Origin of the sequence: Caenispirillum salinarum, from assembly GCF_044803115.1 — a bacterium.
Lineage (GTDB): Bacteria > Pseudomonadota > Alphaproteobacteria > Rhodospirillales > Rhodospirillaceae > Caenispirillum > Caenispirillum salinarum_A.
In genome coordinates this window covers 4994437-5007484 of record NZ_CP085224.1, presented here as the reverse complement: position 1 = coordinate 5007484, position 13048 = coordinate 4994437, and the positions used below count along the sequence as shown (strand labels likewise).

Annotated in this window: 15 protein-coding genes; 7 read left to right on the top strand and 8 right to left on the bottom strand. The window is 69.7% G+C overall.

The window, feature by feature from the left end; genetic code table 11:
* Positions 1 to 134 precede the first annotated feature (134 nt).
* From LG334_RS23230 to LG334_RS23220, 3 genes are all read left to right on the top strand, one after another.
* Complete coding sequence (locus LG334_RS23230) at positions 135 to 914, top strand: 3-deoxy-manno-octulosonate cytidylyltransferase (RefSeq protein ID WP_404381948.1); 780 nt, start codon at positions 135 to 137, stop codon at positions 912 to 914.
* A 25-nt stretch (positions 915 to 939) separates the two neighbouring features.
* Complete coding sequence (locus tag LG334_RS23225; RefSeq protein WP_404381946.1) at positions 940 to 1818, top strand: prephenate dehydratase; 879 nt, start codon at positions 940 to 942, stop codon at positions 1816 to 1818.
* Between the two features lie 176 nt (positions 1819 to 1994).
* Complete coding sequence (locus tag LG334_RS23220) at positions 1995 to 2342, top strand: hypothetical protein (protein WP_404381944.1); 348 nt, start codon at positions 1995 to 1997, stop codon at positions 2340 to 2342.
* Positions 2343 to 2409: 67 nt separating this feature from the next.
* Here the strand turns inward: LG334_RS23220 and LG334_RS23215 are convergent, their stop codons facing one another.
* From LG334_RS23215 to LG334_RS23190, 6 genes are all read right to left on the bottom strand, one after another.
* Positions 2410 to 3621, bottom strand: coding sequence for an argininosuccinate synthase (locus tag LG334_RS23215; RefSeq protein ID WP_404381942.1), 1212 nt, complete (start codon positions 3619 to 3621; stop codon positions 2410 to 2412).
* A 261-nt stretch (positions 3622 to 3882) separates the two neighbouring features.
* Entirely contained in the window at positions 3883 to 4716 is an 834-nt protein-coding gene (locus tag LG334_RS23210) for a universal stress protein (protein WP_404381940.1), read from the bottom strand.
* 161 nt (positions 4717 to 4877) lie between these two features.
* Positions 4878 to 5366, bottom strand: a complete 489-nt coding sequence (gene msrA / locus LG334_RS23205) for a peptide-methionine (S)-S-oxide reductase MsrA (RefSeq protein ID WP_404381938.1) — start codon at positions 5364 to 5366, stop codon at positions 4878 to 4880.
* An 83-nt stretch (positions 5367 to 5449) separates the two neighbouring features.
* On the bottom strand, positions 5450 to 5725 hold the full coding sequence (locus LG334_RS23200; protein WP_404381936.1) for a hypothetical protein: 276 nt from the start codon (positions 5723 to 5725) through the stop codon (positions 5450 to 5452).
* Positions 5726 to 5825: 100 nt separating this feature from the next.
* On the bottom strand, positions 5826 to 6845 hold the full coding sequence (locus LG334_RS23195; protein WP_404381934.1) for an NAD(P)/FAD-dependent oxidoreductase: 1020 nt from the start codon (positions 6843 to 6845) through the stop codon (positions 5826 to 5828).
* Positions 6846 to 6996: 151 nt separating this feature from the next.
* Entirely contained in the window at positions 6997 to 7419 is a 423-nt protein-coding gene (locus LG334_RS23190) for a hypothetical protein (protein ID WP_404381932.1), read from the bottom strand.
* 253 nt (positions 7420 to 7672) lie between these two features.
* On the opposite strand from LG334_RS23190, the gene LG334_RS23185 reads away from it, so the two are divergent.
* Positions 7673 to 8209 (top strand): hypothetical protein, encoded by a 537-nt coding sequence (locus LG334_RS23185; protein ID WP_404381930.1) that lies wholly within the window; start codon positions 7673 to 7675, stop codon positions 8207 to 8209.
* Positions 8210 to 8285: 76 nt separating this feature from the next.
* Positions 8286 to 8630: a hypothetical protein gene (locus LG334_RS23180; RefSeq protein ID WP_404381928.1), complete on the top strand. Its 345-nt coding sequence runs from the start codon at positions 8286 to 8288 to the stop codon at positions 8628 to 8630.
* A 7-nt stretch (positions 8631 to 8637) separates the two neighbouring features.
* Here LG334_RS23180 and LG334_RS23175 read toward each other — a convergent pair whose 3' ends face one another.
* Positions 8638 to 9849: an AMP-binding protein gene (locus tag LG334_RS23175; protein ID WP_404381926.1), complete on the bottom strand. Its 1212-nt coding sequence runs from the start codon at positions 9847 to 9849 to the stop codon at positions 8638 to 8640.
* A gap of 76 nt (positions 9850 to 9925) precedes the next feature.
* On the opposite strand from LG334_RS23175, the gene LG334_RS23170 reads away from it, so the two are divergent.
* Positions 9926 to 10285 (top strand): hypothetical protein, encoded by a 360-nt coding sequence (locus LG334_RS23170; RefSeq protein WP_404381924.1) that lies wholly within the window; start codon positions 9926 to 9928, stop codon positions 10283 to 10285.
* A 37-nt stretch (positions 10286 to 10322) separates the two neighbouring features.
* On the top strand, positions 10323 to 11462 hold the full coding sequence (locus LG334_RS23165) for a sensor histidine kinase (RefSeq protein WP_404381922.1): 1140 nt from the start codon (positions 10323 to 10325) through the stop codon (positions 11460 to 11462).
* A 38-nt stretch (positions 11463 to 11500) separates the two neighbouring features.
* Here the strand turns inward: LG334_RS23165 and LG334_RS23160 are convergent, their stop codons facing one another.
* The gene (locus tag LG334_RS23160; RefSeq protein WP_404381920.1) at positions 11501 to 13033 is read right to left on the bottom strand and encodes a phospholipase D-like domain-containing protein; all 1533 of its coding nucleotides are present in this window, start codon (positions 13031 to 13033) and stop codon (positions 11501 to 11503) included.
* Positions 13034 to 13048 lie beyond the last annotated feature (15 nt).

The window sequence follows — 13048 nt, the reverse complement described above, 5'->3', positions numbered from 1 at the left end:
ATGCCGTCTGTCCACGGGGAGCATACGGCTTTTGCGCTGCTATACGCTAGGTGGCGGCGTTTTGATCTTTATCGAGGCCCTTCCAGGGGCTACCTTCACGCTCCTTTCGCCCTTTCGCAACCGACGCACAAGCCATGACCGCCCCCGCCGAACCCAGCAAGCCAGGACTCGCCACCGGCGATGCGCTGGTGGTGATTCCCGCCCGCATGGCGTCGACGCGCCTGCCCGGCAAGCCGCTGGCCGACATCGGCGGCGTGCCCATGATCGTGCAGGTCTGGAAGCGCGCCATGGAAGCCGCCGTCGGGCCGGTTCTGGTGGCCTGCGCCGAGGCCCGGATCGCCGAGGCCGTGCGGTCCCACGGCGGCGAGGCGGTGCTGACAGATCCCGACCTGCCGTCGGGCTCGGACCGCGTCTGGCAGGCGGTGGAGCGGTTCGACCCGCAGGGCCGCTTCGCCTCCATCGTCAACGTGCAGGGCGACCTGCCGACGCTCGACCCCGCCCTGGTGGCGGCCGCGCTGGAACCGCTGGCCGATCCGGCGGTGGACATCGCCACCCTGGTCGCCGAGATCATCAGGGATGCCGAGCGCGACAATCCCAACGTGGTGAAGGCGATCCTGGGGCTGAAGCCGGACCAGCGGCGCGGCCGGGCGCTCTATTTCACCCGCGCCACCGCGCCGACGGGCGACGGGCCGCTGTATCACCACATCGGCCTCTATGCCTACCGCCGGGCGGCGCTGCAGCGCTTCGTCGGCCTGCCGCCGGGCGTGCTGGAAACCCGCGAGCGGCTGGAGCAGCTGCGCGCGCTGGAGGACGGCATGCGCATCGACGCCGTGCTGGTCGACACCGTGCCGCTGGGCGTCGATACGCCCGACGATCTTCAGGCGGCGCGCGCCATCCTCACCCCCAAGCCCTGACCCCTTCCACAGAGACAGACCCGCCATGGCCGCTTCGTCCGATCCGTCCCACACCATCGCCTTCCAGGGCAGCCCCGGCGCCTACAGCCATCTGGCGTGCAAGGCGGTGTATCCGGACTTCACGGCGCTGCCGTGCGCGGCCTTCGAGGACGCCTTCCAGGCGGTGCGGGACGGCCAGGCGCGCTATGCCATGATTCCGGTGGACAATTCGGTCGCCGGCCGCGTGGCCGACATCCACCACCTGCTGCCCAACTCCGGCCTGCACATCATCGGCGAGCACTATCAGCCGGTGAACCACCACCTGCTGGGCGTGAAGGGTGCGACGCTGGACGACATCGCCACGGTGCGCAGCCACGTCCACGCCCTGGGCCAGTGCCGCAACATCATCCGGCGGCTGGGCATCAAGCCGGTGGTCGCCGCCGACACCGCCGGCGCCGCGGCCGAGGTGGCGCGCATGAGCGACAAGAGCGTCGCCGCCATCGCGTCGGAACTGGCGGCGGAGACCTACGGCCTTGTTTCATTGCAGGCCAACATCGAGGACGAGGCGCACAACACCACACGCTTCGTCATCATGTCGCGCGAGCCCCTGACGCCGCCGCCGGGCGCGCTGGAGGGCGTGGTGACCAGCTTCGTCTTCCGGGTGCGCAACGTGCCGGCGGCGCTGTACAAGGCGCTGGGCGGGTTCGCCACCAACGGCGTCAACATGACCAAGCTGGAAAGCTACATCGTCGACGGCCACTTCGTCGCCGCCCAGTTCCTGTGCGAGGTGGAGGGCCACCCCGAGGAGCGCGGCGTGCGCCTGGCCTTCGAGGAGCTGAAGTTCTTCACCCGCGAGCTGACCATCCTGGGCGTCTACCGCGCGCATCCCTACCGTTTCGAGGCGCGCGCCGACATCGAGGACTGATGCCCGACCAGGCGATCGGTCCGGCGGCGTAAGGCGGCCGGCGCAACCTCGGCGTCTCCTTTTTCCCCACGGTCTATACCGACGCGCAGTCGCGGCGCGCGCGTCGGCTTGGCATGGTCTAGGGGGATGGAGGGGAAGAACGGGCCGGACAAGGCCCGCCGACCGAGGAGTGCCGCATGACCGAAACGACGCCGCGCCGCGCGGTTCCCGCCGCCATCGCCGAGGCCCGGGCGCCCGGCGCCGTGATTCCCCTGCACCGTCACCCCGTCTTCCTGCGCCGCAAGATCGCCCGCGACACCCGCGAGGTGCTGGATCAGGTGGCGGAGGCGCAGGCCTCGCTGGATCGCATCCATTCCGCCCTGACGTTGTTCCGCACCCAACTGGCCCGCAGCCGCAAGCGCCTGGAGCCCACCCGCGCCGACTGCGCCGCGACGATGGCGGCGCTGGACAGCGGCGACGTGGCGGAGATGGAGCGTGTCCGCGACGCCATCCTGGAGCGCATGGAAGCACAGGGCCGCGCCTGAAACGACGAAGGCCCCCGCGTCTCCGCGAGGGCCTTTCTCGTGTCCGGCGAAGTGCCGGCGTCGAGCGTCAGCCGCGGGCCATCTTGCCCAGACGCAGGCGCAGGGCGTTGAGGCGGATGAAGCCGTTGGCGTCGTACTGGTCGTAGACCGTGTCTTCCTCGAACGTCACGTAGTCCATGCGGTAGAGCGAGTTGGGCGACTGGCGGCCCACCACGATCACGTTGCCCTTGTAGAGCTTCAGCTTGACCACGCCGTTGACGTTCTTCTGCGTGTGGTCGATGGCGGCCTGCAGCATCTCGCGCTCCGGCGAGAACCAGAAGCCGTTGTAGATCAGCTCCGCGTAGCGCGGCATCAGCTCGTCCTTGAGGTGCGCTTCCTCGCGGTCGAGCGTGATGCTCTCGATGGCGCGGTGGGCGGTCAGCATGATGGTGCCGCCGGGCGTTTCGTAGACGCCGCGCGACTTCATGCCGACGAAGCGGTTTTCCACCAGGTCCAGGCGGCCGATGCCGTGCTTGCCGGCCAGTTCGTTCAGCTTGGTCAGCATGGCGGCCGGCGAGAGCTTTTCGCCGTTCACCGCCACCGGATCGCCGTTCTTGTACTCGATCTCGATGTATTCGGCCTTGTCCGGCGCCGCCTCGGGGCTGACGGTCAGCCGGAACATGTCCTCGTCGGGCTCGACCCAGGGGTCTTCCAGCGCCTTGCCCTCATAGGAAATGTGCATGAGGTTGGCGTCCATGGAGTAGGGCGACTCGCCGTGCTTGTCCTTGGGCACCGGAATCTGGTGGTTCTGGGCGTACTCGATCAGCTTGGCGCGGCTGTTGAGGTCCCACTCGCGCCAGGGGGCGATGACCTTGACGTCGGGCTTGAGCGCGTAGGCCGTCAGCTCGAAGCGCACCTGGTCGTTGCCCTTGCCGGTGGCGCCGTGGGAGATGGCGTCGGCGCCGGTCTGCTCGGCGATCTCGATCAGGCGCTTGCCGATGAGCGGACGGGCGATGGAGGTGCCCAGAAGGTAGACGCCCTCGTACGTGGTGTTCGCCCGGAACATGGGGAACACGTAGTCGCGGACGAACTCTTCGCGCAGGTCCTCGATGTAGATTTCCTTGATGCCGAGCATCTCGGCCTTCTTGCGGGCGGGCTCCAGCTCCTCGCCCTGGCCGATGTCGGCGGTGAAGGTGACCACCTCGCAGCGGTATTCCTCCTGCAGCCAGCGCAGGATGATGGAGGTGTCCAGGCCGCCGGAGTAAGCCAGCACGACCTTCTTCACGTCGCCCTTCGTCATGGTATGTGCGCCTCTGGGTCAAGAAATGAGGGAATGTACGGCGAAGGCCGCAGTATAGGCGAAGCGCGCGCCCCCGCAAGGGTGGCGGAGGATGTGCGTAAAGACCGGCCCGAGACGGAGCCGCCGGGCCGGTTTCCACGTCAAGGTGTTGGAGCGGTTCGTTCCACCGGTCAGGCGCGTGAGCCTGCGTGGCGCATGGAGCCGAAGGCGTGTGCAAAGCACACACGGCAGCCCGGCGCAGAGCGCCGGGCGCACGCTTCCTTAGTGGCTGAACAGAACCGGCACGGTCATCTGGCGCAGCATGTCGCGGGTGACGCCGCCGCGCAGGATGTGCGGGAAGCCGTAGTGGCCGTGGGCGCCCATCAGCAGCAGGGTCACGCTTTCGTCCGCCGCACGGCTCAGCAGCATGTCGACGATGCCGATCTGCTCGGCGGTCGCCGTTCGCAGGTCGCTGGTGACGCCGTGGCCGGCCAGGAAGTGCGCCACCTCGTCCTTGTCGTAGCCCGGGCCGGCGGCCTCGCCCTCGGCATTGGGGCCGCGGATCACCAGCACCGAGGCCTTGCGCGAGGCGGTCAGCAGCGGCATGCCGTCGGACAGGGCGCGGGCGGCCTCGCGGCCGGCGTTCCAGGCGACCATGACGTGGTCGGTCAGCTTGGGGAAGTTGCCGGCGTAGGGCACCACCAGGACGGGGCGGCCGGCGTTGAGGATGGCCTGCTCGGTCATGTCCTCGGGCACGACGCCCTTGTCGGTCTCGCGGTCGTACTGGCCCACGACCACCAGGTCGGCGTGGCGGGCGGCGCGCACCAGATAGTGGATGACGTTGGCCGAGGTCACCAGCGGCGACATCGAGAAGCGCACTTCCACGCCCGCCGCCTCGGCGCGGGCGGTGACGTCCTCCTTGACGCGCTCGAACTCCTGCTTCAGGCGGTCGCTGGCGCGGTGCACGGGGTCGATCATGGACTTGGCGGGGTCGAGCTGCGCCATGCAGGCATGCACCCGGCCGCCGTGCTGCTTGGCGATGGAGAGCGCCAGGTCGACGCGCGTGGCGCAGCGCGGGGTCGAGTCGATGTGCACCAGAACCGTCTTGTACGGCATACGTCATCCTCCCTGATGTATATTTTTGTCTGCGTAAAGCATACGCAAAGCGTCCGCGCGGGCAAGTGCGGCGTGTCGCGGTTGATGAACCGTAACACGGCGCACCGTCCCGGCGGACGCCGGCGTGCTCGTGCGAAAGAGGGAGGCGCGGCCCGTCGGGCCTACCAGCGGCCGGGCATGCCGCAGACGGTGGTGCCCCGTCCGCGCTTGGCCATGTACTGCTGGTGGTAGTCCTCGGCCGGATAGAAGGTCCCGGCCTCGGTGATCTCGGTGACGATGGGGCGGGGGAAGCGGCCCGATTCCTCGTTCTGGCGCAGGCTCGTCCCGGCCTTTTCCCGCTGCATGTCGTCGTGGACGAAAATGGCCGACCGGTACTGGCTGCCGACGTCGAAGCCCTGGCGGTCCTTCTGGGTCGGATCGTGGGCCTTCCAGAAGACGTCCAGCAGGTCCTCGTAGGAGATCGTTTCCGGGTCGTAGTCCACCCGCACGGCTTCGGCATGGCCGGTCTCGCCGGAACAGACCTGCTCGTAGGTGGGGTCGGGCCTGTTCCCGCCCGTGTAGCCGACCATGGTGGAGATGACACCGGGGGTGCGGCGGAAAGCTTCCTCCACGCCCCAGAAGCATCCGGCGGCGAAGGTGGCGACGGCCATGGATCGTGTCCTCGTTCTGCGTGTCGCGTCGGGGTTAGACGCTTTACGTCGTGCGTCCCGGTGCGGCGCGCAAGGCGGGTGCGTCAGCGGAAGGCGTCGGAGGACGCCTGGATGCGTTCGATCCGGTCCATGATGCGCTGCTGACGCGCGCCCGAGTCGTGCAGACGCTGGATGGAGCCGTCAAGGGCGTCGGAGAACTCCACCAGCCCGTCGCGCACCGTATCCAGCGACGATGCCAGCGAGCGCTGGGCCTTTTGCAGATCCCGCACATGGCCCAGCGTGCGCTGGTTGGATTCCTGGATCATGCGGCAGTTGCGCTGCACCCGTGCCTGGGCCAGCGAGACGACTGACGCGCTCATGGTATCCCCTCCTCGTTCGTGTCGCGGCCCGCCGTCATGCCCCCCGAGGCGGTCCGCATGCGTAACAGTGTGAACCAGGGGGGCGCCCCCGTCCACCGTTTCAGGCCGCAACCGCCAGGGACTCGAGCAGGGCGCCGGCGAGATCGCGGCCGCTGAGGAAGGCGAGTTCCACCCGCGGGCCCCGGCACCAGTCCCCCGCCAGCCCCAGGCCGGCCACCGCGTCCAGCAGGTAGGGCACGTCGGCCGGACGCTCCACCAGGGCATACCGCCAGCGGTGGGCGGAAAGGTGACGCACCGCCTCGGTCACGCCCGTCAGCGCCACGAACCGGTCGAGCAACCGCCGCGCCGCCGTACCGGCGTCGTCTTCCAGGTGGTCGCGCGACCAGTCGGGGGCGCCGTGCAGCGTCCAGCAGTCCGCCTCGGGCGCGCGGCCGGGTTTGGCGCCGTTGCGCGCCGCCAGGCCCAGCACCGGGTCTTCCAGCCGCGCCATGTCGAAGGGCAGGGGAAGGGATGCGTCCCAGGCGGCCATGGCGGCCCAGCAGGGGGCGTAGCGCACGCGGGCGAGGGCCGGAAACGCGGCCTGACGCCCGCCGAGCATCTCGCGCGCCTGGGGCGCCGGGACGGTCAGCGCCACGGCATGATAGGGACCATGGGTGCGGCCGTCGGCATCGGTCAGGCGCCACAGGCCGGCGTCGTCGCGGTCCAGGGCGGTGATGCGGATGCCCTGCGTCACGGAGACGTCCGCCGCCAGCGCCTTGACGAGCCCGCTCATGCCGGGCCGGCCGATCCAGCGGGTTTCCGAGGCGGAGACGCGCGTGAAGCCGTCTTCCCCCAGCATGGCCCAGCGGCCGTCCCAGGGCGCGGCGGTGCCGGCCTCGGCGGCGGCCTCCAGGGCGGTCTGGAAGGCGGGGTCGCGGGCGGTGGCGTACTGCGCGCCGTGATCGAACGTCAGCGCGCCGTCCTCGGCCCTGCGGGTGGCCAGCCGGCCGCCCGGTCCGCGTCCCTTGTCGAGCACCTGGACGGGCACGCCGGCCCCGGCAAGCCGGTGGGCGCAGGCCAGGCCGGCGATGCCGGCTCCGACGACGGCCACGGGCGCGGCGATGGTGGTGGAAAGGCTCATGATGCGGTCTCCCTCAAACCCCACCCACTACGGCCCGACGCCGCGTATGGATTTGCTGCATCGCAGCATAGGAGCGAGGGTGGAGCCGCGGGCGCCGGCCCGCAATCTTTTTGATGTTCGGGAGACTGTTGATCGGCAGGCGCCGCCGGGGTCAGAGGTAGTCGAGCGTCACGAAGGCGCCCCGGGCCGCCGGGCGCAGCCGCCAGGTGCCGACGAAGGGATTGTAGAGGGCCAAGAGCCCGCCGGCACCGCCGCGTCCGTCGTCCAGCCATGGCGTGCGGGCCTCGATCATGCCCTTGACGAACAGCCCGAAGACCGCGCCCGAATGGCCGAGCAGGCGGGACAACTCCTCGGTCTTGGCGCCGGGGCAGGCGGACAGGGCGGCGATGACGCGGCGCTCCACGGCGGTGGCCGGCCAGGCGGTGAAGGCACTGACGATGCGGCGCTCCACCGCTTCCAGCCCCATGGGCCGCAGCCCCGCCGACAGGCCGGCGCGGCGCGGGCCGGGAAAGATCACGACGTTGGAGGCTGGGACCGGGGCATGGGCGTACTGGGTCATGGGCAGGGCGCTCATTTGGGGAACATTGTGCGGCGGGCGATACAGAAAGGCTAGGTCCGCCCGCCCTTGGACCGCCAGCGTGCTTTGGCCTTAGGGCGCCTTGCCGGCGGGGTAATCCCTTTGTCCGGAAGCGGCCGACCGGCCGGCCTTTGGATTGGTACAATTTCCCTATTGAACCGGGATGCTTTCGGCGTTAAGTGCGGCTCTGGAGAGTGTTGGACCGACGCAGATCGGTTTGGGAGTAAGTGTCGTGCAGGACTGGATGACCTTGACTGCCGTCGCCGGCGTGGCGGCGGCCGTTGTCTTTTTCGGCCTTGGCTATGTGCTGGGCCGTCGTTCCATGGCGGTCGCCGACGACGCGGCCGCCCGCGCCGCCGAGGACGCCCGCGCCGAGGTGATGCGCACCCATGCCGCCGGGGCGACGCGCACTGTGGTGTCGGTGTGGCGCCGCTTCCTGGCGACCAATCAGCTGGGCGACGACGTGCGCGATGTCAGCGATCTGCCCTACACCAAGCGCCGCATCGAGGACGCCTGCCTTCTGGCGCTCGCCGCCGCCACCGATCCGGCGGAGCGCGCCGGGCTGGCGCGGGCGGTGCGGGCCCTGGCGCAGTATCAGGCGGTGGGCGCGCGGCGGCGCTTCGGCGCCATGCACGCGCTGAGCGGCAACGCGGCGCTGGCGGTGGCCAACGACACGCCGGACGGCCCCGGCGTCTCGCAGGACGATGCCGTGGCGGCGATGGTGCGCGCGGACCTCGACCGGCTGGAGGCCCGTCTGGCGCCGCTGCTGGCGGACACGGCGGCCTGACCGGCGTCAGTTTCGTTGCACACGGGACGGGGCTGCGTCATTGATGGACGCAGCCCTTTTTCATGGAGGACGGACCATGCCGCCGAAGAACAATCCCAAGAAGCTCAACCCGCTGCAGCTCAAGACGCTGACCATCCTGCAGGAGCTGGGCAACAATCCGCAGACGGCGATGATCGACGAGTTGACCGGCGACGCCACCATCAACCAGTTCCCCCACGCTCACGGCAACCACTTCCACCTGGGGCCTTACGTGGTCTCGGGCGCCGACGCCACCGGCCTGTCCAACGAGGCGGTGTGGCGGGCGCTGGAGCGCAAGGGTCTGGCACGCAGCTTCTTCCCGACGGCGATCACGCTGACGCAGGAAGGCCGCGACTACGAGACCGGCATGCGGGACCAGATCCTGCACGGCTCGGATCACTGATCCAGGTTCAGCGTCCCGCCCTCACCACCACGTCCACCGGCCGTTCCGCCGCCGGCCACCGCGCAATGGCGGCGTGCAGGCGGCTCTCGGCGTCGGGGGCGGCGTCGGCCGTCAGCGTCACGGTCGCCGCCAGCCGCTGGCCGCCCGGAGTCTTGATCGGCGCCACCTCCGCCCGCGCCACACCCGGCAGGGTCTCCAGCCGCCGCGCCACCGCCCGGGCGTGAACCAGGCGGCCGGCCACCTTCACCCCTCCGTCGCGCCGGCCGGCGACGTGAAAACCGGCGCCGTCGGGCGTCCAGTCAAGCCGGTCCTGGACCGGTAGCACCTCGGCGGTCTTCGCCTCGGCCAGCCCGTCGCCGGCGGCGTCGCGGGTGAGCCAGGGGAAGGGGCGATAGGGTGCGGCGTGATGGTCGCGCCAGCCCAGCCCCGCCGTCTCGGACGAGCCGTAGACCTCCACCATCCGCGCCGCGCCCAGGTCCGTCAGCGCGCCCCAGGCCTCGGGCGGGCAGGGGCCGGTGGAGGTGGCGCACCACACGTCCGCCGGCAAGGGCGCCGTCCAGAACCGTGCCGCCTGGCTCCACACCAGCGGGAAGCCGAGCACCAGGTCGCCCGGCTCCAGCCGCGCCGGCAGGCCGGCGACGCCGGCCGCGCGCGCGTCGACCACCGGCAGGCCGGCGGCGTGCGGCATCAGCACCCCGAACAGAAAGCCGTAGATGTGATGCGCCGGCACCAGCCGCACCACCCGTCGGCGGCCGGCGAACAACTCGGCCAGAAAGGCGGCCTCCCGGTGCAGCGACGCGAGCGTGTGGCGGCAGACCTTGGACGCACCCGTGGTGCCCGAGGTGGCGAAGGCGACCGCCGGGTCCGGCCCTTCGGTAAGGCGGGCGGCGGCGATGCCGGCCACCGTGCCGAGGGTGCGGGCGGGCAGCACCTTGTCGTCCCAGGCCGTGCCGTCGAGCGTCAGGAAGCGGTGCGCCGCGAGCGCCAGCCATGTGCGCTCGATGCTGTCGGCGCTCAGGCCGCCCTCGCCCAGCGGCAGGGCCATGAGGTCCGTTGTGGCGCGGTCCGCGGCATGGTCTGGTCCGTCGCCGCCGCGCTGCTCCGCCAGTTCGGCCGTCAGCAGGTCGAGCAGGGCCGGCGCAAGGTGTTCGGGCGGTGGTGCGGCAGGACTCGCACCGGCGGTTGAAGGACTCGCAATGCCGTTCGACGCATGGGACATTTTTGGAACGTTACCATTGAAGTAGGGGTTACTCCGGACGATTATGGAATCCGGTGTGGGTGTTAGGCAAATCGCGATGACCTTCGATGATCCCGACATGCTTCGGTGGCTGGAATCCGCCGGCGAGGCCGACCTGGATGCGCTGGACTTCGGCGTCATCGGCATCGGCCCTGACGGCGCCGTGAGCCATTACAACACCTGGGAGGTGGAGGCCGCCGGCATCAGCCGCGACTGGGCGGCGGGCCGGGACTTCTTCAACGAGGTCGGCCTGTGCATGAACAATTTCCTTGTGGCCCAGCGGTTCGGGGACGAGCCGGCGCTGGATGCCTTCGTGGACTACGTGCTGACCTTCCGCATGAAGCCGACCCGCGTGACGCTGCGCCTGCTCCAGCATCCCGACTCGCCCACGCGCTGGGTCCTGATCCGGCGCGTCTGAGCGGCGGCCGGAACCGACAACGCCTTTGAGAGGGGCCATGGCCGAACCGCGCGAAAACGGCACCGCCGAAGCGTCCGAGGAAATGTACCAGCTTCTCCACCAGGCGCCCGTGGGGCTGGTGGAGATGCGCGCCGACGGCACGGTGGAGTTGATGAACGCCATGGCGATCCAGCTTCTTCTGCCGCACGCGGCCGGGCGGCCCATGGACAACCTGTACGACGCCCTGGGCGATGGCGCGGCGAAGGTCCGCAGCCGCTGCGACGGCGTTCATGGTCCCGCCGGGGCGGGCATGCTGTGCCAGGGCGTTCGCGTGGATGGGCCGGCGGGGACGCTGGGCGTCACCGTCACCCGCACCAGCCGCGACACCCTGCTGGCGGCGGTGGAGGACCTGACGCCGCTGGTCGCCGCCGAGCGCAAGGCCCAGGCCGCCCGCAAGGAGGCCGACCGCGCCAACGCCGCCAAGAGCGAGTTCCTGGCCGGCATGAGCCACGAGCTGCGTCAGCCGCTCAACGCCATCCTGGGCTTTTCCGACATCATGGCGGCCGGCGTCTTCGGTTCCCTGTCAGAGCGCTATCAGGGCTATCTGGCGGACATCACGGCTTCGGGCAAGCACCTGCTGTCGCTGATCAACGACATTCTGGACATCGCCAAGGTGGAAGCGGGGCATATCGAGCTGGAGCCCGAGCCCGTGGTGCTGGAGGAGCTGCTTTCCACCTGCGTGCGCATGCTGTACGAGCGCGCCGAAAAGCGCGGGGTGCGGCTGACGGTGAAGGACGGCGCGCCGGGCCTTGTGCTGATCGCCGACATGCGGCGGATGAAGCAGGTTCTGATCAACCTGCTGTCCAACGCGATCAAGTTCACGCCGGCGGGCGGCACGGTGACCGTGCGCACCAGCCTGCGGGACGACGGCGGCCCGCAGATCACGGTGTCGGACACGGGCGTCGGCATCGCGCCCGAGGACCTGGACGCCGTCATGCGTCCCTTCGAGCAGAGCACCGCCGGCCGTCAGCAGGCCGAGGACAGCACGGGCCTGGGCCTGCCGCTGGCCGCCACCCTGGCGGAACTTCACGGCGGCCGGCTGACGCTCGACAGCACGGTCGGCGAGGGCACGACGGTCACCTTTGACCTTCCGCCGTCGCGGGTCCATGCTCCGGGGCAGGAAACGCAGATCGTGTAGCGATGGGCAACGTCGCGGCGCAGCGCCAGCCGCGGCGGCTACCAGTCGAACACCCATTTCAGCTTGTTCTTGATGCGCCGCAGCGGCTTTTCCGGCCGTTCGGGATCGGCCATCTGGCTTTCCACCATCAGTTCCTCGGCGTCCTCCAGCTCTTCCATGCCCTCGGGGCAGAGCACGCGCAGCGACCGCCCCTCGTCCCGGCGCAGGGTCTCGATGGCGTCGATCAGCCGGCCGTCGAGGTCGCGCAGAACGCAGGCGACGGTCGACGGCGCGTGGTCCAGGTGCTCGGCCAGCAGGTCGATCATGCGCCCCCGGACGGCGTCGCGCCGGATCGTGTCGTCCTCCTCGCAGAACAGGGCGATGTCGGATTCGGTGTCGAAGCCCATGGAACGGTTGTTCAGGTTGGCCGATCCCACCTTCAGGAAGCGGTCGTCTATGATGGTCACCTTGGCGTGAACATAGATGCCTTTTCCGCGCTTGGTGACCGGGTAGTAGATGCGGAAACGGCCTGCATGGTCGGACTTGCGGCACAGCGCCACGTTCTGTGCGCGCGCGGTGTCCATGGTCTTTTCCTCCAGCCAGCCGTCGGCAGAGTACGGGTTGACCACCACCACCTCGGGCGGGTTCTGCTCGCGCAGGCGCTCGGCGACGGCCAGCGCCACGGTGCGGCTGGCGAAGTACTGGCTTTCCAGATAGATCAGCCGGCGGGCGTCGCGGATGGCGCGCAGCGTCAGGGCCTCGATCTCGAAGACGCCGGGCTCGTCCTTGTAGGGCGGCATGGTCCGGGCGATGCCGACGGAGACGTCCTCGGCCTCTACGGAAATGGTGCCCGGCCAGCTCTCGGCCGTGCCCTCGATCTCTTCGGCGCGCGGCGGCGGGTCGAGGCGTTCGCCGGTGCCGCGTTCCCAGCGGATGCGGCACATTTCCTCCAGCACGCGGGCGGCCTCGCCTTCCACGGCGACGGAGGCGTCGTGGTGCGGCGGGTAATGGCCGCCGGCCGGGTTGCGGCGACGTCGGTCGTGGTCGATGTGGTCGCGGGTATCCCAGCGGTTCCGCGTGATGTCGATGCCGCCCATCATGGCGAAGCGGTCGTCGATGCAGACCACCTTCTGGTGATGGCACGAGCCCCAGGGGTGCTCGCCGTCCAGCTTGAAGTGGATGCGGTCGGACATCTTCCACTTCAGGGCGCGCCACGGCCAGGGATTCTGGCGCACCATGGTGAAGAAGGCGATATCCCACTTTAGGATGAAGATCTGAAGATCCGGGCGCTCGTCCACCAGCTTGGAGATGAACGGCCCCACCTTTACCGGCCAGCCGTCGCTGGGGCGGTTCATGAGCATGTGGATGCGGGTGTCGAAGTCCCACCCCACCAGGAAGATGCGGTGCCGTGCGTTCATGCAGGCCTCGCGAAAGGCGGCGAAGTAGTCCTCGCAATCCACCACCATGCCGAACCGCGGCGTGTGGGCGATCTTCCAGCAGGTGACACCGGGTTCCAGCAGGGGCGTGTTGTCGGACCCGTCCTTCAGCGGCCGGGTTGTCTCGGCAGGAGAGGGAGGATGTTCGGGCGCCATGTGTCGCATGCCTTT

What these genes read in the sequence shown, in the direction of transcription:
- LG334_RS23230 (WP_404381948.1), top strand. Translation starts at nt 135, where the DNA reads ATGACCGCCCCCGCCGAACCCAGCAAGCCAGGACTCGCCACCGGCGAT.
- LG334_RS23225 (WP_404381946.1), top strand. Translation starts at nt 940, where the DNA reads ATGGCCGCTTCGTCCGATCCGTCCCACACCATCGCCTTCCAGGGCAGC.
- LG334_RS23220 (WP_404381944.1), top strand. Translation starts at nt 1,995, where the DNA reads ATGACCGAAACGACGCCGCGCCGCGCGGTTCCCGCCGCCATCGCCGAG.
- LG334_RS23215 (WP_404381942.1), bottom strand. Translation starts at nt 3,621, where the DNA reads ATGACGAAGGGCGACGTGAAGAAGGTCGTGCTGGCTTACTCCGGCGGC.
- LG334_RS23210 (WP_404381940.1), bottom strand. Translation starts at nt 4,716, where the DNA reads ATGCCGTACAAGACGGTTCTGGTGCACATCGACTCGACCCCGCGCTGC.
- msrA (WP_404381938.1), bottom strand. Translation starts at nt 5,366, where the DNA reads ATGGCCGTCGCCACCTTCGCCGCCGGATGCTTCTGGGGCGTGGAGGAA.
- LG334_RS23200 (WP_404381936.1), bottom strand. Translation starts at nt 5,725, where the DNA reads ATGAGCGCGTCAGTCGTCTCGCTGGCCCAGGCACGGGTGCAGCGCAAC.
- LG334_RS23195 (WP_404381934.1), bottom strand. Translation starts at nt 6,845, where the DNA reads ATGAGCCTTTCCACCACCATCGCCGCGCCCGTGGCCGTCGTCGGAGCC.
- LG334_RS23190 (WP_404381932.1), bottom strand. Translation starts at nt 7,419, where the DNA reads ATGAGCGCCCTGCCCATGACCCAGTACGCCCATGCCCCGGTCCCAGCC.
- LG334_RS23180 (WP_404381928.1), top strand. Translation starts at nt 8,286, where the DNA reads ATGCCGCCGAAGAACAATCCCAAGAAGCTCAACCCGCTGCAGCTCAAG.
- LG334_RS23175 (WP_404381926.1), bottom strand. Translation starts at nt 9,849, where the DNA reads ATGTCCCATGCGTCGAACGGCATTGCGAGTCCTTCAACCGCCGGTGCG.
- LG334_RS23170 (WP_404381924.1), top strand. Translation starts at nt 9,926, where the DNA reads ATGACCTTCGATGATCCCGACATGCTTCGGTGGCTGGAATCCGCCGGC.
- LG334_RS23165 (WP_404381922.1), top strand. Translation starts at nt 10,323, where the DNA reads ATGGCCGAACCGCGCGAAAACGGCACCGCCGAAGCGTCCGAGGAAATG.
- LG334_RS23160 (WP_404381920.1), bottom strand. Translation starts at nt 13,033, where the DNA reads ATGGCGCCCGAACATCCTCCCTCTCCTGCCGAGACAACCCGGCCGCTG.